Source organism: Nonomuraea harbinensis, assembly GCF_019396385.1.
Taxonomy (GTDB): Bacteria; Actinomycetota; Actinomycetes; order Streptosporangiales; family Streptosporangiaceae; genus Nonomuraea; species Nonomuraea ferruginea.
Window position 1 is genome coordinate 131,333 of sequence record NZ_JAHKRN010000007.1, and the last position, 20,547, is coordinate 151,879.

The window sequence follows — 20,547 nt, forward strand, 5'->3', positions numbered from 1 at the left end:
TCAGGCGCCGGCGAGGCGGGTGCCGTCGGCGGTGAGGTGGACGGGGCGGCCGGTGGCGGCTGAACGGTTGGCCGCGACGCCCACCAGGACGCTGCGGATGCCGTCGCGGTAGCCCGCGGGACGGGCGAGCGGGTCGTCGCCGGGGCCGCGGAAGACGTCGTCGAGCAGCAGCCGGTCACCGCCGCCGTGGCCGCCGGCGCCCTGCTCGATCGGCACCTCCTCGGGCTCCTGCCAGTGCCGGTGCAGGATGAGCCGTTCCCAGGAGCCGGCCGCGTGCTCCTTGCTCGCCGCGCTCGGGTCGACGGCGGCGTGCGGCGGGGTCCAGGACCGTTCGCACACCTCCAGCTCGATCCGCCCCTCGGTGCCGTTGAACGCCACCCGGTACCCCTCGAACGGCGCGTGCGCGGTCAGCGAGTAGGTGAGGATCGCCCGGTTGGCGTAGCGGACGAGCACCGACATGGTGTCGTCGATCGTCACGCCGGGCGCGAACACGTCCTGGTCGCGGATGTAGCCGTCCTCGTGCTCGGCGTCCAGGTAGAGCCGCTTGAGGCGCTCGTCCTGGGAGATGTCCAGGATGTACGGGTCGCTGCCCAGACCGGGGGCGCCCTGCCCGCGTGCCGGGCGCGGCCCGCGCGGCCGGGCCTGGCCGTAGAAGCGCAGGTCTGTCTGCGCGAAGACCAGCTCGGCCGCCGAGCCGAGCCACCAGTTGACCAGGTCGAAGTGGTGGGTGGACTTGTGCACGAGCAGCCCGCCGGAGTGGGCGCGCTCGCGGTGCCAGCGGCGGAAGTAGTCGGCGCCGTGGATGGTGTCGAGCGCCCACTCGAAGTGCACCGAGGTGACGTCGCCGATAGCGCCCTCGCCGATCAGCTTCCGCACCGCCGAGTTGCGCGGCGAGTAGCGGTAGTTGAAGGTGACGACCAGCCGGCCCGGGTTGCGCTCGGCCGCCTCGGCGATGGCCGCGCAGCTCTCGGCGTCGACCGTGAGCGGCTTCTCCACGATGACGTCGAGGCCGGCGTCGAGCGCGGCGACGACGTACTCGGCGTGGGTGGCGTCGACCGTGCACACCACGACGGCGTCGGCCAGCTCCAGCATCTTGCCGTACTCACGGGGCGCGAAGCACGGCACCGGGCGGCCGATCCGTTCGGCGTAGTAGGCCATGCGCGTGGTGTTGACGTCGCACAGGCCGACGATGGTCCCGGTGTCCTGCCAGTCGCCCAGCAGCGCGTCGACGTACATCTGCGCGCGGTGCCCGAGGCCGACGAAGGCGTACCTGGTGCTCAAGTGCTCTCTCCCCGAGTCGCGGTGGGCGGCCGGGGGCGGTGCGCCCCCGGCCGGTCGCCGGCTGGTCAGCCGGCGATGGCGGCGTTGGCCTCCTCCAGGAACTTCGCCGCGGCGGCGTCCGGAGTGGCCCTGCCGAACACGACCTCCTCGCTGGCGCGCTTGAGGATGTCCTCCATCTCCAGCGCGCCCTTCGGCGGCGCCTCGATCGGGCTCAGCTCGCTCTTGACCTCGTCGATGAAGGCCAGGGTCTTCTGGTCGGCGGGCGGGAGCTTGTCCTTGACGGCGGCGAGCACCTTGGAGTTGGTGGGCAGGCCGCGGTCGCTCAGCAGGATGCCGGCCGCGTCGGGGTCGTTGACCAGGAAGTCGATGAACTTGCCTGCGGCGTCCGCCTGCTCGGTCTTGGCCGAGGCGGCGTAGAACATGGCGGGCTGCAGGAACATGCCGCTGGTCGTGGCGCCCTCCAGCTTCGGCATCCGCAGCAGCGTCATCTCCTGGCCGGACGACTTGCTCAAGGCGTTGAGCTGGTTGCTCCACCACATGCCCAGGGCGCCCTCGTTGGTGCCGAGGAGCGACTGCTCGGGGCCGGTGGCGCCGATCTCCGCGCTCTTGGCGGCGTCGGGCGAGCCCTTGGTCTCGATGAGCTTCTGGTGGATTCCCCACCAGGACTTCAGCGTGTCGACGGACATGCCGATCTTGGTGCCGTCGTAGAACTTCTCGCCGCGCTGGGCCGCGTAGATCTGCAGCCAGGCGGGGTTGAAGTTGTACTCGGCGCCGGTGGCGGAGCCCGTGGCCGAGATCTCCTGGGCCAGCGCGGCCCACTGGTCCCAGGTCCAGCTCGTGTCCTCGGGCAGCTCCTTCTTGGCTTTCTCCAGCGCCGCCGGGTTGGCGACCATGGAGAACGCGTTGACGCCGGTCGGGATGGCGTACTGCTTGCCGTCGATCTGGCCGCTCGACAGGACCTGCTGGTCGAGGTCCGCGGTGGGCAGCTTGCCGGCCAGGTCCATCAGCGCGCCGCGGCCGGCGTACTCGCTGAGGCCGCGGATCTCGATGCTCAGCACGTCAGGCGCGTCGTTGGCGGCTACCTTGGTGGCGAGCTTCTCGTAGTAGCTGTCCCAGTTGGAGAAGTCGCCCTCGACGTCGATCGTCGGGTTCTTCTCCTCGAACTTCTGGATGGCCTGGTCGGTCAGCTTCTGCCGGGCGTCGCTGCCCCAGTAGGCGAAGGTGATCGACACCTTGCCGCCGTCGCCACCGCCGCCTCCTCCTTCGCCGCCGTCGCCGCTGCCGCAGGCGGCCGCGGTCAGCATGGCCGCCGACAGCGCGGCGACCCACATCGTCTTACGAGAGCCGAGTTTCACAGCTCTACCTCCTCTTGGGGTTACAGGGGGTGAAGAGGAACTACTTCAGGCCAGTGGTCGCCATCCCGCGGATCAGGTACTTCTGTCCCGCCAGGAAGAACCCGAAGATCGGCCCGAGCGACACGATGGACATCGCGAACATCGGACCCCAGGACGACTCTCCGCTGGAGTCCAGGAACTGCCGCAGCGCCACGGCCACCGTGAGGTTGTCGGAGTTGGTGAGGTACAGGTTCTGGCTGAAGAAGTCGTTCCACGTCCAGATGAAGGTGAAGATGCCGGTCGTCGCCAGCGCCGGCATGCACAGCGGCAGGATGACCTGCAGGAAGATCCGCCAGTAGCCCGCCCCGTCGATGGCCGCGGCCTCGTCCAGCTCCCGTGGCAGCGTCCGGATGAACTGCACCATCAGGAAGATGAAGAACGCGTCCGTGGCCAGGAACTTGGGCACCACCAGCGGCCAGATCGTGTTGATCCAGTCCATGTTGGCGAACACGATGTACTGCGGCACGACGGTCACGTGGTAGGGCAGCATGATCGAGCCCAGCATGATGGCGAACCACACCTTCTTCAGGGGGAAGTTCAGCCGGGCGAAGGCGTAGGCGGCCAGGGAGCAGGCGACCAGGTTGGCCGCCACGGACAGTCCCGTGATGACGGCCGAGTTCCACAGGTAGTAGCCGAAGCTGTGCTTGAGCGCCGTCCAGCCGTCGCTGTAGTTGTCCAGCGTGACCGCGCTGGGCCACAGGCCGGGCTCGCGGAAGATGAGGTCCTCCGGCTTCAGCGAGCTGGAGATCATCCACAGCAGCGGATAGAGCATGATCAGGCCGAAGCCGATCAGCAACGCGTGCTTGAGCAGCCGGCTGCCCCGCGGTAGCGGGCGGAACAGGAACGGCACCCGGTTACTTCGTGTCGCCATAGAAGACCCAATACTTCGACGCGAGGAAGTTCACGCCGGTCAGTCCGGCGATGAGGAGCAGGAGGACCCACGCCATGGCGGCCGCGTAGCCCATCTCGTAGCTCTTGAAGCCCTTCAGGTAGAGGTAGAGCGTGTAGAAGAGCGTGGAGTCGACCGGTCCTCCGCTGCCGCCGCTGACGATGAACGACTGCGTGAACGACTGGAAGGACTTGATGACTTCGAGTACGAGGTTGAAGAAGATGATCGGCGTGAGCAGCGGCAGCGTGATCGAGCGGAACTGGCGGAGCTTGGTTGCCCCGTCGACCGCGGCCGCCTCGTAGTAGCTCTGCGGGATCTGCCGGAGTCCGGCGAGGAAGATCACCATGGGCGCGCCGAACGTCCACACGTGCAGGAGGATCAGCGTGCCGAGGGCGGTGTCCGGGTCGGACACCCAGCCGGGCCCCTCGATGTCGAAGATCGCGAGAACGGCGTTGACCAGGCCGTCGGTGCCGAAGATCTTCCGCCACAGGATGGCGATGGCCACGCTCCCGCCCAGCAGCGAGGGCAGGTAGTAGATGGAGCGGTAGAACGACAGCCCGCGCAGGCCCCGGTCGAGCGCGAGCGCCAGCGCCAGCGCGAAGGCGAGCTGCATGGGCACCGACACGACCACGTAGATGGTGGTGACCTTGAGCGACTGGATGAACCGGGTGTCCTCGAAGAACAGCTTCGAGTAGTTGTCCCAGCCCACCCACTGGGCCTCTTCCAGCAGGCTGTAGTCGGTGAACGACAGGTACAGCGAGGCCAGGATCGGCCCCACGGTGATCAGGAACAGGCCGACGAACCACGGCGCGAGGAAGACGTACGCGGTGCGGGCCTCCCGGCGCCTGTGGACGTTCGCATAGGTCGTCCGGCGGCGACGCCCCGGGGGTCGAGCGGCCTCCCGCGGGGCGGCGGGGGGTCGCTCCGGGGTGACAGAGATTGATTCGGACATACATCCCTCTTCCAGGCCCAGCCCGGCACGGCGGGATCGGATAGCGCATTCCTATAAGGAGGCGAAAAGTTTCGTCAACCCTTTGCAGGTGTTACAAAGCCGTTACCGATATATCGCTAAGTGAATAATGCCTGCTCAGAGGGGAGATGGAGCTGGATACGCGTTCTTAACATTTTCGCTCTGACCCATCTCCACTACAACCGGTTGCACTTAGCGGCGGAAGAGTCCGGGCATGCCAACAGCCGCCCTGACCTGATCGGTCGGGGCGGCTATCGAGCAGAAACGCTCACCAGGAGCCGCCGAGCTCCTTCAAGGTGAAGACTCCGCCGACCCGGTCGTGCAACGGGTCGCTCAGGTCCGGCTCGCCCTGCTCGGCGATGATCTCCGCGGCGTACGACTCGGAGCTGTCGCGCGACTCGTACCCGATGGCCTCCGCCTCCTTCAGCGACCACCACCTGCGGGCGTTGTCGGAGACGCCCCACACGACGTGGAAGCCGGTCGCCGTCAGCGCGGCCTCCACCAGCCGGGCCAGGTCGTCCGGCGAGATCCAGGTGGCCAGGCCGCGGGTGTCGGCGGAGCGCTCGTTGCAGGTGCCGAGCCTGATGGCGGTCACGTGCATGCCGAACCTGTCGTGGTAGAGGCTGCCCAGCCCCTCCATCACGAGCTTGCTCACGCCGTAGTACGTGTCGGGGCGCGGGAAGGCGTAGTCGGCCAGCTCCCCGCCGGAGGGCGGCCGGGTGTGGAAGCCGGCGGCGTGGTGGCTGCTCATCAGCACCACGTGCCCGACCCCCGCCGCGCGGGCGGCCTCCATGAGCACGTAGGTGCCGTCCATGTTGGCCCGCACGATGTCGGCCCACGGGTGCTCGCGGCTCTGGCCGCCGAGGTGGAGCACCGCGTCGACGTCCCGCATCGCGGCGGCCATGGCCAGTTCGTCGGTGAGGTCGGCCACGGCCAGCTCCTCGCCGGGTCCGGTTTCGAGCGGCGCCAGGTCCGACAGGCGCAGCGTCCGGCCGTCACGGGCGAGACGGGGACGGAGCAGCGTGCCGACTTTCCCTGCGGCGCCGGTCATGAGAATGCGCATTCCCCCGTTGTACACAACACTGGCCCAGATTCACATTCTTGAATATTGACCGTGATGTGTGTCACTGGTTACTTTCTTCAAGACTCGCCCACATCCACGACACTTGTCACATATGTGAACAGGAGGCGGTCTTATGTCACGTCGTCTGCTCGGGGTCGCGCTGGCCACGACCCTGGCCGTTACGCTGACAGGCTGCGGCTCCGGGGGAACAAGCTCAAGCACGGACGACGCGCTGGAGATCTGGATCAGGCAGGCGCCCGATTCGGAGTCGGCCAAGACAGCGCAGCGCCTCGCCGAGGCGTTCACCAAGGCCAGCGGGATCCAGACCAAGGTGGTCGCCCTCTTCGACGACTTCGAGACCAAGCTGCAGCAGCAGGCGGCGCAGCGCGATCTGCCCGACATCGTCATCAACGACACCGCCCAGATCGGCAACATGCAGACCCAGGGCTGGCTGACCGAGGTCGACCGGGCTTCCCTGGCGGGCGGCGACAAGGTCTCCGACCTCGCATGGAAGGCCGCCACCGCGAGCGACGGCAAGACCTGGGCGGCCCCGTTCTCCGCGCAGGCCTTCGCCATCATCGCCCGCAAGGACTGGCGCGAGAAGGTCGGCATGGAGATCCCCCAGACCTGGGAGGACCTCGCCGCGCTGGCCACCGCCTTCACCGAGAAGGACCCCGACGGCAACGGCGAGAACGACACCGCCGGCTTCGTCATCCCGGCGAGCACCAAGCGCGGCTACGCGTCCTGGTACGCCTCCTCGTTCATCTACGGCAACGGCGGCGACTTCGTCTCCCCGTCAGGTTCCGGCACGTTCGCCTCCGCCATGAGCGACCCCAAGGCCGTCGAGGCGGTGCAGTTCCTCCAGGACCAGTTCTGCAAGACCAAGACCGTCAACCCGGGCGCGGTCAGCAACGACACCACGGTCACCCACGAGGTGTTCGAGAAGGGCCAGGGCGGCATCTATCTGACCGGCCCGTACGTGCTCGCCCGGTTCGTGGACAGCATCGGCACCGACAAGATCGAGGTCTACCCGGTGCCCAAGGGCCCGTCGGGCGGCCCCGGCACGCTGGGCGAGGGCGAGAACGTCTACCTGATGGCCGGATCGGGCAACACCGAGGGCCAGAAGAAGTTCGCCGAGTTCGCCATCTCCGCCGAAGGCCAGCGGATCGGCATGAACAAGGACGCCAACGGCGCCATCGTCCGCCTGCCGGTCAGCTCCGAGGTCGACATGGCCGCCGAGCGCCAGGACCCGCGCTGGCAGGTGTTCCAGGACGCCTACGCCGACGCCGTCTACGCCCACCCGGTGCCGAACTGGGCGCCGATCCGGCAGACCTCCGCCGACTCGATCAACACGGTGTGGGCCGACTGCGCCAAGGACGTCAAGGCGGAGATGGACGCGCTCAACACCAAGCTGACCCAGGAACTGCAGAGTCAAAAGGCATCATGACCCCGACGCTGACCACGGCGCCGCCACCGCGGGCCGCCGCCCCCGGCCAGCCGCCCCGCCGGGCGCGCTGGCGGGGGCCGCTGGTCGCCTGGGCCTTCCTGGCGCCCGCCCTGCTGCTGTTCCTGTACTTCAAGTTCATCCCGATGTTCACCGGGCTGACGATGAGCCTCCAGGAGATCCGCTACATCGACAGCACCTGGGTCGGGCTGGACAACTACGCGACCATTCTCACCGACGACGCCTTCCGCTCGGCGATCTGGCACAGCCTGGTGCTGGCGCTGGGCACCACGGCCGGCTCGATCGTGTTCGGGCTGGGCCTCGCGCTCCTGATCGAGGGGCCGGCCAGGTATCTGTGGTTCGTCAGGACCGCGGCCTTCCTGCCGGTCGTGGTCACCATGGCGGCCGTCGCCGAGGTGTGGCGGATCATGTACCACCCGGGCGACACCGGCACGCTCAACATGATCCTCGGCTGGGTGGGGATCGCCCCGCAGCCCTTCCTGGCCGACGAGGACTCCTCGCTGCTGTCGATCATGGTCATGAACATCTGGCGCGGCACCCCGTACGACATGATGATCTTCCTGGCCGGGCTGGTCGGCATCGACCGCACGCTGTACGAGGCCGCGGCGGTGGACGGCGCGTCCACCTGGAGACGGCTGCGGCACATCACGCTGCCCGCGCTGCGGCCGGTGTTCTGGATCCTGTTCACGCTCGCCGCCATCCGCGGCCTGCGCGTGTTCGTCGAGGTGTACGTGCTCACCAACGGCGGGCCGAACGGCTCGTCCGAGGTGCTGATGACGCTCATCTACAAGCTCGGCTTCCAGACCGGCGAGCTGGGCATCGCCTCGGCGGGCGGGATCGTGCTGTTCGCGGCCACGCTCGTGCTCACCGTACTGGTCCAGCTCATGCGCAGGAGGCAGGCGGCATGATGAGGTTCGACAGCGCGCTGGGGCTGGAGTCGCGGCGCGGGCCGTTCGCCACCGCGGGCAAGATCCTGCTCTACTCGGGCATGGTGGTGGTGTTCACCGGGCCGCTGCTCGGGCTGCTGATCAGCGCCTTCAACAAGACGCTCGACCCGACCTCCTTCACCTGGTGGCCGGACGAGTTCACGTTCGACAACTTCGTGCACGCCGCCGACCGCAACGTCTATCTCTACCTGTTCAACTCCTTCGTGGTGGTCGGGTTCGGGCTGCTGCTGCAGATGATCGTGAGCGTATTCGCCGCCTACTCGCTGGCGCGCAAGAAGTTCCGCGGCATGGGCGTGGTCATGCTGATCATGCTGGCCACGATGATGATGCCCGAGGAGATCATCGCGATCCCGCTCTCCCTCGTGCTGGCCGACATGCCGCTGCTGAACGTCAACCTGATCGGCACGTACGCGGGCATGATCCTGCCGGTCGGCGCGTGGGGCTTCTCGATCCTGGTCATGACGGAGTTCATGAAGGAGGTGCCGGTCGAGCTGGAGGAGGCCGCGCGCATCGACGGGGCGGGCGAGCTGCGCACGTTCTTCACCGTCATCCTGCCGCTGTGCCGGCCCGCGCTCGGCGTGATCGGCGTCTTCGGCTTCACCATGATCTGGGACCAGTATCTGCTGCCGCTCATCGTGGCGCCCGAGTCGAGCATGTGGACGCTGCCCATCGCGCTGCGCTCGCTCCGCTCCGACGAGGAGGTGGGCATCGGCGTGCTGCTGGCGGCCACGCTGCTGGCGCTGCTGCCGTCGATCATCGCGTTCCTCGCCTTCCAGCGGCAGTTCATGCGCGGTCTGACGAGTGGGGCGGTGAAGGGGTGACCTGTGTCCATGTATCTGGACGACATCCCATATCCTGACACCCATAAGTCGCAGTCGAGATGGGACGATCATGGAGCCGCAGCTGGTCAAGTCCGCCGAGCGGACCGTACGCATCCTGGAGGCCCTCGCCGCCGCCCCGGGCACGCTGACGCTGTCGGAGGTGCAACAGCTCACCGGGTTCCCGCGCAGCAGCCTGCACGCGCTGATGCGCACGCTGGTGGAGCTCAACTGGGTGGAGACCGACGCCGCCCGGTCGGCCTTCGGCATCGGCCCGCACGCGCTGCTGACCGGGACCGCCTATCTGGACAAGGACCCGGCGCTGCCGTTCGCCCAGGCGACGCTGGAGGACCTCAGGGAGGAGACCGGGCAGACCGCCCACTTCGCCCGCAGGGACGAGGCGCACGTCCTCTATCTGGCCACCCGCGAATCCCGCGACGCCCACCACATCATCCCCCGGGTGGGCAGGCGGCTGCCCGCCCACGTGACCGCGCTCGGCCAGGTGCTGCTCGCCCAGCTCACCGACGACGAGGTCAAGGCCCTGCTCCCCGACCCGCTGCCCGGCATCACCGACCACACGATCACCGACCTGGGCAAGCTGACCGGCGAGCTCGACCGGGTCCGCACCCGGGGCTGGGCGTACGAACGCGAGCAGGGCACGTCGGGCGTGGCCTGCGTGGCCGTCACGGTCGACTACCGGATCCCGGCCACCGACGCGATCAGCTGCTCGATGCCGGCAGACCTGCCGCCCGCCCAGATCGAGCGGGTCATCGAAGCGGTGATCACACACACCCACAAGCTGGCTGCCACTCTCCGGCGAGAGGGCATCCGGTAAAAGGAGGCGCTGATGCGGCTAGAAGGCGTTCTGTTCTTCCCGGTGACCCCGTTCGGTCCCGACGGCGAGGTGGCCGGGGAGACGCTCGGCCGGCACGTCGACGCCGGAGTCACGGCGGGAGCGGGAGGGGTGTTCACCGCGTGCGGGACGGGTGAGTTCAACGCCCTCGGCCCCGGCGACTACACCACCACGGTGCGGGCGTCCGTGGCCGCCGCGGGCGGGCGGGTGCCCGTCTTCGCGGGCGCGGGCGGCACACTTCCCGAAGCCAGGACGCTGGCCCGCACGGCCGCCGCGGAGGGCGCCGACGGGCTGCTCATCATGCCCCCGTACCTGGTCAGCGCGCCGCCGGAAGGCCTGGTCGACTACGTTCGGGACGTCGCCCTGGCGGGCGGGCTGCCCGTCATCATCTACCAGCGCAACAACGCCCGCTTCTCCCCCGCCGCCGTCGCCGAGCTGGCGCGGATGCCGGAGGTGATCGGGTTCAAGGACGGGCTGGGCGACCTCGACCTGCTCCAGCGCATCATCCTGACCGTGCGCGAGTCGGCGGGGCCGGACTTCACGTTCTTCAACGGGCTGCCGACGGCCGAGCTGACCGTGCCCGCCTACCGGGGGCTGGGGGTGAACCTCTACTCCAGCGCCGCGTTCGCGTTCGCCCCGGAGGTCGCGCTGGCCTTCTACCGGGCGATCACCTCCGGCGACGAGGAGCTGACCCGCCGCCTCTTGACGGGCTTCTACAAGCCCCTGGTGGAGCTGCGCGACCAGGTCCCGGGGTACGCGGTCTCGCTGGTCAAGGCCGGCGTACGGCTGCGCGGGCTGGACGTGGGCGGGGTACGGCCGCCCCTGGTCGACCCCGCACCGGAGCACGTGGCGGAGCTGGAGAAGATCATCGCCGCCGGCATGGAGATCATCGGCGCCTGACCCGTCCCCCACCGCGTGAGGGTCATGCCCTCCCGCGGTGGGGGTAGCCGGCTCCTGACCGGCGGACACGTCGCACACCCGGGGCCGCCGGGAGGACCGAGCCTCCCTGCGACCGCGGCGCCCACCTGGGCCGCCGTTCTACCGTCCGAGTACGCCGTCCACGCGGCGGGGGATTCCCAGGGGGTTGTCGTCCTTCAGCTCGTCAGGCAGCAGCGCCTCGGGCCAGTCCTGGTAGGCCGTGGGCTCCAGCCAGCGGTCGATGGCCGTGGCGCCGACCGAGGTGGTCGCCGTGGTCGTGGCCGGCCAGGGGCCGCCGTGATGCATGGCCCAGGTGACGGCCACGCCGGTGGGCCAGCCGTTCCAGATCAGCCGCCCGGCCTTCCGGCCGAGCACGTCGACCAGCGGCTCCGCCTCACCGGCGTCGGCGGCGTGCACGGTGGCGGTGAGCGAGCCCTCCAGCCGTTCCAGCACCGGCGGCAGGTCGCCGACCTCCCGGTAGGTGACCACGATCGAGGCCGGCCCGAAGCACTCCTCACCGATGCCGGGCAGCTTCTCGGCGAAGGTGTCGAGATCGGTGGTGAACACCTTGGGCGTCACCGACCAGCCGCCCTCCCCCGGCGAGCCCTCGGCCAGCAGCTCCAGCTGCCCGAGCCGGTCCAGACCGCCCAGGTAGCCCTCGCGGATCCGCTCGGCCAGCATCGGCCCGCCGCTGGTGCCCTCGACGGCCTCGGCCAGCGCCTTGCGCAGCTCGTCGCCCTCGGGGACGAACATCAGCCCCGGGTTGGTGCAGAACTGCCCCACCCCCTGGGTCAGCGAGGCGGCGAAGCCGGTGGCGACCTGCTGCGCGGACGCCGACGGCAGCACCACGACGGGGTTCACGCTGCCCAGCTCGCCGAAGAACGGGATCGGCACCTCGCGCTCGTCGATGAGCCGCTGGATCGCCTTGCCCCCCGCGACGGACCCGGTGAACCCCGCCGCGACCACCGCCGGGTGCCGCACCAGGTCGGCGCCGGCGTCGAGGCCGTGCACCAGACCCAGCAGGTCAGGGTACGGGAGCGCGTCGCGTACCAGCTTGGCCACCCGCTCGGAGGTGCCGGGATGACCGGGATGCGCCTTGACCACCACCGGGCAGCCGGCCGCCAGCGCGGAGGCGGTGTCGCCGCCGGCCACCGAGAACGCGAAGGGGAAGTTGCTGGCCGCGAACACCGCCACCACGCCGGGCAGCGGCCGCTTCACACGCCGCACGTCCGGCCGCGGCGGCTCAGCGTGATCGATGATCGCGTCGAGGTAGCCGCCGTCCCTGATCACCCGGGCGAAGAACCTGAACTGGCCCGTGGTGCGGCCCACCTCGCCGCGCAGCCGTGCCTCGCCGAGCGCCGTCTCCTCGTCGGCGAGCCGCCACAGCTCGTCGGCGTGCGCGTCCAGCGCGTCCGCGACGGCCTCCAGCGCCACCGCGCGGTCTTCCGCCGGGGTCGCCCGCCACGCCTGGCCCGCTGCCACGGCGGCGGAGACCACCAGGTCGACCCCGGCTCGGTCGGTCTCGGCCACACCGGCGCCCACGGGCTCACCGGTCCTGGGGTCGTATCCGTAGATCATCGAATGGCCCTTCGGAGTCTTGACACCTTCTCAGCTCGATTCTTACAGTTGCCGCATTCTGTCCACAAACCTGGCCCCTGTTCACATACATGGACGGCGATCATATGATCATCAGGCAGATCCACGTCACCCCCGTCGCCTTCAAGGATCCGCCCCTCCTGAACGCCGCCGGAGTGCACGAACCCTGGGCGCTGCGCACGATCGTCGAGCTGGTGACCGACGAGGGCCTGACCGGTCTCGGCGAGACGTACGGCGACCTGGGACACCTGTCCAAGGTACGCGAGTGCGCGCAGGCGCTGGTCGGCCTGGACGTGCACCACACCAACCAGATGTACGCGCGCGTCGCGGCCACCGTCGGCGACGCCGTCAGCGACCTGCACGGGCTGACCGGCGTGGCCACCAAGGAGAAGAGCATCGACCGGGTCTTCTCCCCGTTCGAGGTCGCCTGCCTGGACATCCGCGGCAAGGCCGCCGGGGTCCCCGTGGTCGACCTGCTCGGGGGCCGGGTCCGCGACGCCGTCCCGTACAGCGCCTATCTCTTCTACAAGTGGGCGGGTCACCCCGGCCAGGAGCCGGACAGGTTCGGCGAGGCGCTCGACCCGGCCGGGATCGTCGAGCAGGCGGCGCTGTTCATCAAGGAGCACGGCTTCACCTCGATCAAGCTCAAGGGCGGTGTCTTCCCGCCCGACGAGGAGATCGAGGCGATCAGGGCGCTGCACGAGGCGTTCCCCGGCGTGCCGCTGCGCCTGGACCCGAACGCCGCCTGGAGCGTCGACACCTCCGTCCGGGTGGGCCGGGAGCTGGAGGGCGCGCTGGAGTATCTGGAGGACCCCACGCCGGACATCCCCGGCATGGCGGAGGTCGCGGCCAGGGTGCCGATGCCGCTGGCCACCAACATGTGCGTCGTCACCCCGGAGCACCTGCCCGAGGCCATCGCCGCCGGCGCCATCGGCGTGCTCCTGCTCGACCACCATTACTGGGGCGGCCTGCAGCGCTCCGCCCAGGTCGCCGCACTCTGCGGCACCTTCGGGCTCGAACTGTCGATGCACTCCAACTCCCATCTCGGCATCAGTCTCGCCGCCATGACCCACCTGGCCGCCGCCACCCCCAACCTCACCCACGCCTGCGACACGCACACCCCCTGGCAGGACGGCCAGGACGTGGTCGCGCCCGGCGCGCTGCGCTTCGAAGGCGGCGCCGTCCCGGTGCCCTCCGGCACCGGCCTGGGCGTCGAACTCGACCGCGACGCGCTGGCCGTCATGCACGAGCAGTATCGGAAGTGCGGCGTCACCGCCCGCGACGACACCACGTACATGCGGCGCTTCCAGCCCGGCTTCACCGCGAGGAGGCCGCGGTGGTGAACGTCGCCTACGTCTACCCCTGGGACGTCGTCGGGGACCCCGCCGCCGCCGAGCGCATCGCCGCACTCGGCGTGACGACCGTCGCCCTCGCCGCCTCCTACCACTCCACCCGCGCGGCCACCCCCTTCCACCCCGCGCACCGCGTCCTCGACGTCCCCCACTCCGCCTTCTACCTTCCCGTACGTCCCGAAGCCTGGGGCCGGCTCACCCCCGCCACCCCCACCTGGACCACCCCCGACGCGTACCTCCTGGCCCAGTCGGCCCTGCGCGCGGCCGGCCTGCGCGTGCACGCCTGGACCGTGCTCACCCACAACGCCCAACTCGGCACCGCCTTCCCCCACCTCGTCGTACGCAACGCCTTCGGCGACCCCTACCCGTACGCGCTCTGCCCGTCGGCCCCCGACGTCGCCGAGTACTGCGAACGACTGGTGCGCGAGGTGCTGGTGGCGGGCCGCCCCGACGGCCTCATCCTGGAGGGCTGCGGCCCCATGGGCTTCGCCCACCAGGGCGTCCACGAGAAGACCTCGGGCGCCGGCTACGACCCGGACCTGATGTCCCTCTGCTTCTGCGCCTCCTGCGCCCCCCGCTACCCCACCGACACCCGAACCCGAGTCCGCAACGCCATCGACACCGACACATCAACCGAGGTCCGCACCTCCCTCGACACGGACACCCGACCCCACGCCGCCGCCCTCGACACCCAAGCGCACGCCGGCACCGCCCTCCACACGCCCACCGACACCCGAACCCACGCCCGCACCCCCACCGAACCGCCGCCCCACGACGCCCCGAAGAGCCTCGTGGACGCAGCCCTCGGCCCGCTCGCGGACGAGGTACGGGCCGTCCGCGTGGAGCTCTCGGCCTCCCTGCGCCACCGCCTGATCACCGCCGCCCGCGAGATCGCCCCTGACATCCCGATCACCTTGCACGCCAACCCCGACCCTTGGGCGACGGGCCCCTTCGCCGCCCTCCCCACCGGCGACCCGGGCGCCGACGTCCTGGTGGGCAACTGCTGGGGCGACCCTGCCACGGACGCCGCCCGCCTCTCCCGCCTCGCCGAACTGTGCACCCCCGGCCAACGGGTCGGCGCGTACGTCCTGGCCCTCCCTCCGCGCCCCGCCCACCCGGAGACACTGGCCGAACTCCTCACCACCTACGCCAAGGCAGGCGCGTCGGAGTTCCACCTGTACCACGCAGGCTTGGCAAGCCCACAACGTCTGACCGCCATGGCCCAAGCCCTCGAATTGACCCGCCTATAGCCCGACACGCCCAGCATCCACCACACCCGGCAGCGACGACTCGCGACGCGAAGCGCCCGCACCCATCACACCGGAGCAGAGTCCTCGTGGAGCAGGGTCCAACGTGGAGCAGGGTCCAACGTGGAGCACGGTCGGATGTGGACCACGGTCGGATGTGGACCACGGTCGGATGTGGACCACGGTCGGATGTGGACCACGGTCGGATGTGGACCACGGTCGGATGTGGACCACGGTCGGATGTGGACCACGGTCGGATGTGAAGCGCGGCCCCACCCGAAGCAAGGCCCCATTCGGAGCAAGGCCCCATTCGGAGCAGGGTCCCACTCGGAGCAGGGTCCCACTCGGAGCGAGGTCCCACTCGGAGCGAGGTCCCACTCGGAGCGAGGTCCCGCCTGGAGCGAGGTCCCGCCTGGAGGAGGCGCGACACCAAGTGGAGTCACGGCACGGAACGGAGCTGACGCCAGCCGAAGCACGTCACCCAACGGAGCCGACGCCAGCCGAGACACGACACCCAGCGGAACGCGACACCCAGTGAGCACGGCGCCGCTGGGTGTCGCACCTCCACGCCCCACTGCCGCGGCATCCCCCTGCCGACCCGTGAAAGACCATCCCGGGTCTCGTCCGCCCACAGACTGCTTTGGCATCATGAGCACGTAAGCACCAGCAGGCGTCCCGACACCGGCCGCCGCACCCTGCCCATCTCCCCTGGTACGAAAGCCGACACCACCACGAACCCCCTCAAAAACGCCGAATCCGGCGGAAAGGCACGGGCGTTGGGTGACATCGAGATCGTCTACAGGAAGTACGGCGGCGCGTTGCACTGGCATCACCCCGGCACGCTCCTCGGCGAGGACGAACACGGCTCCTGGGTCGCGGTGCCCAGCGGAACAGTCGCCCGCAAAGGCGAAGGCCCGAAGGTCACCTGGCCCCACGACTCCCTGATGCTCTTCCCACGCTCATCCTGGTGGACCGCCACGTTCAACTCACCGCCCCACCGCATCGAGGTGTACGTCGACGTCACCACCGTCCCCGAATGGCGTGACGGCCAGGTCACCATGCTCGACCTGGACCTGGATGTCGTCAGGATGCGCGACGGCCGCCTCTTCCTCGACGACGAGGACGAGTTCGCCGAACACCAGCTGACACTCGGCTACCCGAGCGAGATCATCCGCCAAGCCGAGGACACCGCCCATTGGCTCCTCCAAGCAGTAGCCCATCACCACGGCCCTTTCGGCGGAGCCCATACCCGATGGCAGACCGCTGAGTTCCCAACGCATCCCGACAAGCCTCCACCTCATCCCACTCGTCAAGCTCCATAGCCGACCGTCAGGAACGGACGACATCGCGGCGGCAAGCCCCGCCAAGGCCGACATACGAAGGCCACGGCCGTCACACGGAGGCCACGGCCGTCATCGAGGCACCGAGACCAGCCCGCTTTCGTATGCCACGATCACCAGCTGCGCCCGGTCACGAGCATCGAGTTTGGCCAGTAACCGAGTGATATGGGTTTTGACCGTCGCCAGACTGAGCTGCAAATGCCGAGTGATCTCCACATTGGACAGCCCGCGGGCGATCAGAGTCAGCACCTCCCGTTCCCGCTCGGTCACTCCCTCCAGCCCACGCACCTGAGGCGTCGCAGGCGTCCGCGCGAACTCCTCGATCAGCCGCCGCGTGACCGTCGGAGCCAGCAGCGCCTCTCCTCTGGCCACCACCCTGATCGCGGCGAGCAGGTCAGCCGGTGGCGTGTCCTTGAGCAGGAACCCGCTCGCCCCGGCCCGCAGCGCGTCGTACACGTACGCGTCCAGGTCGAACATGGTCACGATGAGGACCCGTGAGTCCTTCCCGATCAGTCTTGTCGCCTCGATGCCGTCCATCTCGGGCATACGCACGTCCATGAGCACGACGTCGGGCCGCTCCCGCTCGGTCACGGCCACGGCCTCCACCCCCGTCGACGCCTCCCCCACCACCTCCAGATCGGGCTCAGAGTCCACCAGCACCTTGAAGCTGCCCCGGAGCAGCGCCTGATCATCAGCGATCAGCACCCGGATCATGAATCACTCCCGTAGGGGAGGCTGGCCGAGACCCGGAAGCCTTGACCGATCATTCCGCCCGCCTCGAACGTCCCGCCGTACATCATGACCCGCTCCCGCATCCCGATCAGCCCGTGACCAGGCCCCCTGCCGGTCATCGTGCGATGACCGGGCCCGTCGTCGCTGACCTCGATCCGCACCGCCCGCCCGTCGTCGACCACGGACACCCGGCACCGCGCAGGCGCCGCATGCTTGACCACGTTGGTGAGCGCCTCCTGAACGATCCGGTACACGGAAAGCTCCACCCCTTCAGGCAGCCTTCCCCGCACAGGCTGAGCAGGTGCTCCCCCCTCCACAACCCCCACCTTCTCGGCGGACTGCCTGCCCGTCATGGACCTCCTCCCATACACGGACGCCTCCTCCCCAGAAGGCATGTCCCGCGTCGACGCTCCGTCATCTCCTTCCTCCGTCGCGAGACCCGCTCCACTTTCCGTTCTGGCACCTGATCCACTTGCCGCCGCAGGACCCGATTGGCCCTGCGCAGTGATGCGTGATCCGCCCTCCGTAGTGAAACGTGATCCACCCTGCGTGGTGAATCTTGATCCGCTCTCTTTCGTGAAACTTGCTCCATCCTGAGTAGCGAAACTCGAACCATCCCGCGTACCGAAGCTCGAAACACCCTGCGTAGCGAAGCTCGAATCATCCTGCGTACCGAAGCTTGATCCACTTTTCCTCGTGGAGCTTGATCCACTCTGCGTGCTGAGGCCTGTCCCGCTCTCCGCCTGACCCGCCGCCAGACCCGACGTCTCGCCAGCCCTCATCTGCCGCGCCTCGCGGAACATGCCGCCCATTGCGCTCTCCCGCATCTCCAGACCACCTTGACCTCCCGCCATGCTGACGTCGAGCTCCACGTCCACTCCAGCCTGTCGGGCCTGCTCGGCCAGACCAGCCAACCCGCGGAGCCCCGGCGCAGGACCGCGGGCCGGGCTCTCCGAAGAACGCAGCACCCCCAGCAGGTGACGCATCTCGACCAGCGCGTTCCTGCTGGCGGTCTCGATCACCCGCAGCGCGTCGTGAGCCTCCTCCGGCTTCGTGGCGAGGACGTGGTTGGCCACTCCCGCCTTGACCGCGATCAGCCCCACGTTGTGCGTCACCACGTCGTGCAGCTCCCGGGCGATGCGCAGCCGCTCCTCGGCCACGGCCTGCTCGGCCAGGCGCTCGGCATGGCGCGTCGCGTACATCCGCCGTTCGCGCACGGCTCGGCCGACCGTCCAGGCGCCGCCGAGGGCGGCGATGCCGAACAACGCCTCGTCGACGCCCAGCAGCCATGCGGGCCCCTCGGGGTGCGGCACACCGCCCACCATCACCAGCCCGACCCCGGTCAGCAGGGCGAGCACCCCGATCGTCGAGGTGGGCAGCCAGCTGCCGCGGTCTTCCGCCACCGCCACCAGGTAGAGCGCGTAAGCCGGCGACACGTACGCGAAGCTGAACGCCCCGCTCACCACCGCCGTGACGGCCAGCGCAACCGTGAAGAGGAAGACCGGCAGCGGCCACACTCTCCTCAGTGCCAGCGGCAGCCCCAGACCCAGCGGGATGGCCAGCCTGGCCCACGGCGGGATCCCTGCGGCGTTGACCGTCGCCGTCAGGGCGACCAACACGAAGCTCAGCGCGGCGACCAGATCCAGCGCGATCAGCTGGGAGCGCCCCAGCGGCCCGACGAAGAGGCGGTGCGACTCGTTCACGCGAACGACGGTAGCCCCCGACCCCGATTCCGCACGTCAGACCAGGGTCTGACTTTGAGGTTCGGACCGTGGTCCGATGTGACGAAGCCCCTCCGTGCCGCACCCTTTACGGCGTGATCGAACTCAAGCACCTCACGAAACGCTACGGCTCGACGCTCGCCGTCGACGACCTGTCGTTCACCGCGCGCCCAGGGCACGTCACCGGCTTCCTCGGCCCCAACGGCGCGGGCAAGCCTGCTAACGGTCTGGGGCGCTTACGGTTCAATAACGATGCGTGAGATTGGATCCGTGCTGTGACCTGCGATTTTAGCGGGCTGGCGGATAGACGTAAGGGGGCGGACGAATCGTTGCGGTGGTGCTGACCTCATGGGGCAAGATCTCAAAAGGGGGCATTACACTGTCTCGCCAATCCGGGGAGGGGCAGCGCCCCTGCCCCCATACTTCCCTCCCCGCCCCCTTTTGCGATCTTGGAGGGGTCCCCATGAGGTTGGCTCCGAAACGATTCGGTAGCCCCCGCTGTGGCGTGCGATGATCAGCCCGACGACCATCTACGACGAGTACAGCAGGCCGAAGGCTTGCTAACGGCGGCCGACCCGAGGGGTTTCCCAAGAAAGAACTAAGAGGGTGTCGCCTCCGGGGCCAACATCCCTTGTAGGCATTCGCGCGAAAGGCGAATCTCGGGAATGTGGTCCCATGCCTTTGTACGATGAAGGATCTCCCGCGCACGAGAATTGACACGTGCTGAGCTGATAAAGGGAAGTGCTCGTGTGAGAGTACCCATGTATTCAGCCGTAAGACTCGGTCTGCCTGCGCGAATGGCCGTCTGAGTTTGGCGACCTAGATACTGAGCCTGGAAGAGAGGCGAGTATTGCCCCATTGCTTCGGCGGCTGCATGCAGGAGGAGATCCGCCTGGTCATACTCTCCTAGTTGGCTTAGACCGATGGCTACATCACCGCCTAAGGCGGCCTCGGCGAACGGGCTCAGGCCGCGCGTGTCCAGGGCAGTCGCCAGCGCGTCTCTCGCCTCTCGGCTGTGCCCCTTGATACTGATAAGCGCTCGGCCTAGTCGCATGTGAAGACTCGACTCCCTGCTGACCGGAAGATCCGGGACTCGGAGTCCCCGTTGGGCGTACTGAACAGCACGGGATGGGTCGCCTCGGTAGAGAGCTACACGACTCAAGGCGTCATAGGCACGGGCCTGCCCCGGGAAATCTTGGGCATGGTGGGCAAGGTCAAGTGCGATAGAGCCTGCGCGCTCAGACTGGGCCAACTTGCCGGCATCGTAGAGAGTGACGCTGACCTGGTACATCAAGTCTGAGGCGGTTCCCTGCCACCGTCCACTAAGAGATGCGGTTTTCAGTGCAGCTACATGACGCGTGTGTGCCAGGGCGCGGGGTGCGAGAGGCAGTCCGCCAAGTTCGTACCGTCCCCGCGCCAGGCTGTCAGTCAGCGTTCGAACATAGTCAGGGTCCAGATAAGGATCTGAGCTTACGGCAGAAGGCACGAACACCACTGATGCGGCGGCTGCAAGGAAATCCCTGCGCTCCACGGGTTCCTCCACGGATGGCGAGAGACGGACCTCCCAGCCAACTCGCGAGAGAAGCTCTTGTGCTCTGGCCACCCCTGTATCGGCGACGCCTCGGCAGATCTTTGAGATCCAGGCTTGCGATACCCCCAAGTGCTTAGCGAGCTGCGTCTGAGTCCAGCCGCGCTGCTCCATGATCACTTTGAGGGCTTCGGGGAGAGTCCGGACTTCCACTAGCTGAGCGTATAGCGGAGAGGCATTGAGTCCGTAGTGTCTTTTTCCTCAGAGGAATACCCCTCCTGGCCCACTGGAAACAGTCGGGGGAACATGGCTGCCCCAGTGAGAAACGTCGCATCGACAGAGCGTGGTGGGGCACCCGCGCGTGGAGGTCACAGTGGGATCAGCCAGCACAGCAGGCGGAGAGCAGCGGAGTGGCGCAAAGAATCCTGCGCAA

17 protein-coding genes and 1 pseudogene are annotated in these 20,547 nt (G+C 68.6%); 9 read left to right on the top strand and 9 right to left on the bottom strand.

Going from position 1 to position 20,547, the window contains the following annotated elements:
- From KME79_RS10000 to KME79_RS10020, 5 genes are all read right to left on the bottom strand, one after another.
- On the bottom strand, nucleotides 1-1,281 hold the full coding sequence (locus KME79_RS10000; RefSeq protein WP_281429334.1) for a Gfo/Idh/MocA family protein: 1,281 nt from the start codon (nucleotides 1,279-1,281) through the stop codon (nucleotides 1-3).
- A gap of 65 nt (nucleotides 1,282-1,346) precedes the next feature.
- Nucleotides 1,347-2,636, bottom strand: coding sequence for an ABC transporter substrate-binding protein (locus KME79_RS10005; protein WP_219544182.1), 1,290 nt, complete (start codon nucleotides 2,634-2,636; stop codon nucleotides 1,347-1,349).
- Between the two features lie 40 nt (nucleotides 2,637-2,676).
- Nucleotides 2,677-3,546, bottom strand: coding sequence for a carbohydrate ABC transporter permease (locus tag KME79_RS10010; protein WP_148033574.1), 870 nt, complete (start codon nucleotides 3,544-3,546; stop codon nucleotides 2,677-2,679).
- Complete coding sequence (locus KME79_RS10015; protein WP_148033575.1) at nucleotides 3,530-4,516, bottom strand: carbohydrate ABC transporter permease; 987 nt, start codon at nucleotides 4,514-4,516, stop codon at nucleotides 3,530-3,532. Before KME79_RS10015 ends, KME79_RS10010 begins: the two co-directional genes overlap by 17 nt.
- Nucleotides 4,517-4,802: 286 nt before the next feature.
- Entirely contained in the window at nucleotides 4,803-5,597 is a 795-nt protein-coding gene (locus KME79_RS10020; RefSeq protein ID WP_246639590.1) for an NAD-dependent epimerase/dehydratase family protein, read from the bottom strand.
- Between the two features lie 133 nt (nucleotides 5,598-5,730).
- Here KME79_RS10020 and KME79_RS10025 point away from each other — a divergent pair, with 133 nt between their 5' ends.
- The 5 genes from KME79_RS10025 to KME79_RS10045 all read left to right on the top strand — a co-directional run bounded on the left by KME79_RS10025 (nucleotide 5,731) and on the right by KME79_RS10045 (nucleotide 10,580).
- Nucleotides 5,731-7,044, top strand: a complete 1,314-nt coding sequence (locus KME79_RS10025; protein WP_219544183.1) for an ABC transporter substrate-binding protein — start codon at nucleotides 5,731-5,733, stop codon at nucleotides 7,042-7,044.
- Nucleotides 7,041-7,970 (top strand): carbohydrate ABC transporter permease, encoded by a 930-nt coding sequence (locus KME79_RS10030; RefSeq protein WP_219544184.1) that lies wholly within the window; start codon nucleotides 7,041-7,043, stop codon nucleotides 7,968-7,970. The genes KME79_RS10025 and KME79_RS10030 overlap by 4 nt, the downstream gene beginning before the upstream one ends.
- Nucleotides 7,967-8,830 (top strand): carbohydrate ABC transporter permease, encoded by an 864-nt coding sequence (locus KME79_RS10035; protein WP_246639591.1) that lies wholly within the window; start codon nucleotides 7,967-7,969, stop codon nucleotides 8,828-8,830. The genes KME79_RS10030 and KME79_RS10035 overlap by 4 nt, the downstream gene beginning before the upstream one ends.
- A 70-nt stretch (nucleotides 8,831-8,900) precedes the next feature.
- Nucleotides 8,901-9,662 carry an IclR family transcriptional regulator gene (locus tag KME79_RS10040; protein ID WP_219544185.1) on the top strand — a complete coding sequence of 254 codons (762 nt, stop codon included), beginning with the start codon at nucleotides 8,901-8,903 and terminating at the stop codon, nucleotides 9,660-9,662.
- A 12-nt stretch (nucleotides 9,663-9,674) separates the two neighbouring features.
- The gene (locus tag KME79_RS10045) at nucleotides 9,675-10,580 is read left to right on the top strand and encodes a 5-dehydro-4-deoxyglucarate dehydratase (RefSeq protein WP_219544186.1); all 906 of its coding nucleotides are present in this window, start codon (nucleotides 9,675-9,677) and stop codon (nucleotides 10,578-10,580) included.
- Between the two features lie 138 nt (nucleotides 10,581-10,718).
- On the opposite strand, the gene KME79_RS10050 is transcribed toward KME79_RS10045, so the two are convergent.
- Entirely contained in the window at nucleotides 10,719-12,176 is a 1,458-nt protein-coding gene (locus tag KME79_RS10050; protein WP_219544187.1) for an aldehyde dehydrogenase (NADP(+)), read from the bottom strand.
- Nucleotides 12,177-12,280: 104 nt separating this feature from the next.
- On the opposite strand from KME79_RS10050, the gene KME79_RS10055 reads away from it, so the two are divergent.
- The 3 genes from KME79_RS10055 (at nucleotide 12,281) to KME79_RS10065 (ending at nucleotide 16,115) form a co-directional block, all read left to right on the top strand.
- The gene (locus KME79_RS10055) at nucleotides 12,281-13,537 is read left to right on the top strand and encodes a glucarate dehydratase family protein (RefSeq protein ID WP_219544188.1); all 1,257 of its coding nucleotides are present in this window, start codon (nucleotides 12,281-12,283) and stop codon (nucleotides 13,535-13,537) included.
- Nucleotides 13,531-14,796, top strand: a complete 1,266-nt coding sequence (locus KME79_RS10060; RefSeq protein WP_219544189.1) for a hypothetical protein — start codon at nucleotides 13,531-13,533, stop codon at nucleotides 14,794-14,796. The genes KME79_RS10055 and KME79_RS10060 overlap by 7 nt, the downstream gene beginning before the upstream one ends.
- A 773-nt stretch (nucleotides 14,797-15,569) precedes the next feature.
- Nucleotides 15,570-16,115, top strand: a complete 546-nt coding sequence (locus KME79_RS10065; RefSeq protein ID WP_219544190.1) for a DUF402 domain-containing protein — start codon at nucleotides 15,570-15,572, stop codon at nucleotides 16,113-16,115.
- Between the two features lie 90 nt (nucleotides 16,116-16,205).
- Here KME79_RS10065 and KME79_RS10070 read toward each other — a convergent pair whose 3' ends face one another.
- Nucleotides 16,206-16,847: a response regulator gene (locus KME79_RS10070; protein ID WP_219544191.1), complete on the bottom strand. Its 642-nt coding sequence runs from the start codon at nucleotides 16,845-16,847 to the stop codon at nucleotides 16,206-16,208.
- Nucleotides 16,844-18,568, bottom strand: a complete 1,725-nt coding sequence (locus tag KME79_RS44675; RefSeq protein ID WP_308248857.1) for a sensor histidine kinase — start codon at nucleotides 18,566-18,568, stop codon at nucleotides 16,844-16,846. Before KME79_RS44675 ends, KME79_RS10070 begins: the two co-directional genes overlap by 4 nt.
- Nucleotides 18,569-18,681: 113 nt before the next feature.
- Between KME79_RS44675 and KME79_RS10080 the strand changes: the two are divergent.
- A pseudogene (locus KME79_RS10080) lies at nucleotides 18,682-18,801 on the top strand (ABC transporter ATP-binding protein); the annotation flags it as partial.
- Nucleotides 18,802-19,184: 383 nt separating this feature from the next.
- Here the strand turns inward: KME79_RS10080 and KME79_RS47385 are convergent.
- On the bottom strand, nucleotides 19,185-20,288 hold the full coding sequence (locus KME79_RS47385) for an NsdA family TPR-like regulatory protein (RefSeq protein ID WP_364231452.1): 1,104 nt from the start codon (nucleotides 20,286-20,288) through the stop codon (nucleotides 19,185-19,187).
- Between the last annotated feature and the right edge of the window lie 259 nt (nucleotides 20,289-20,547).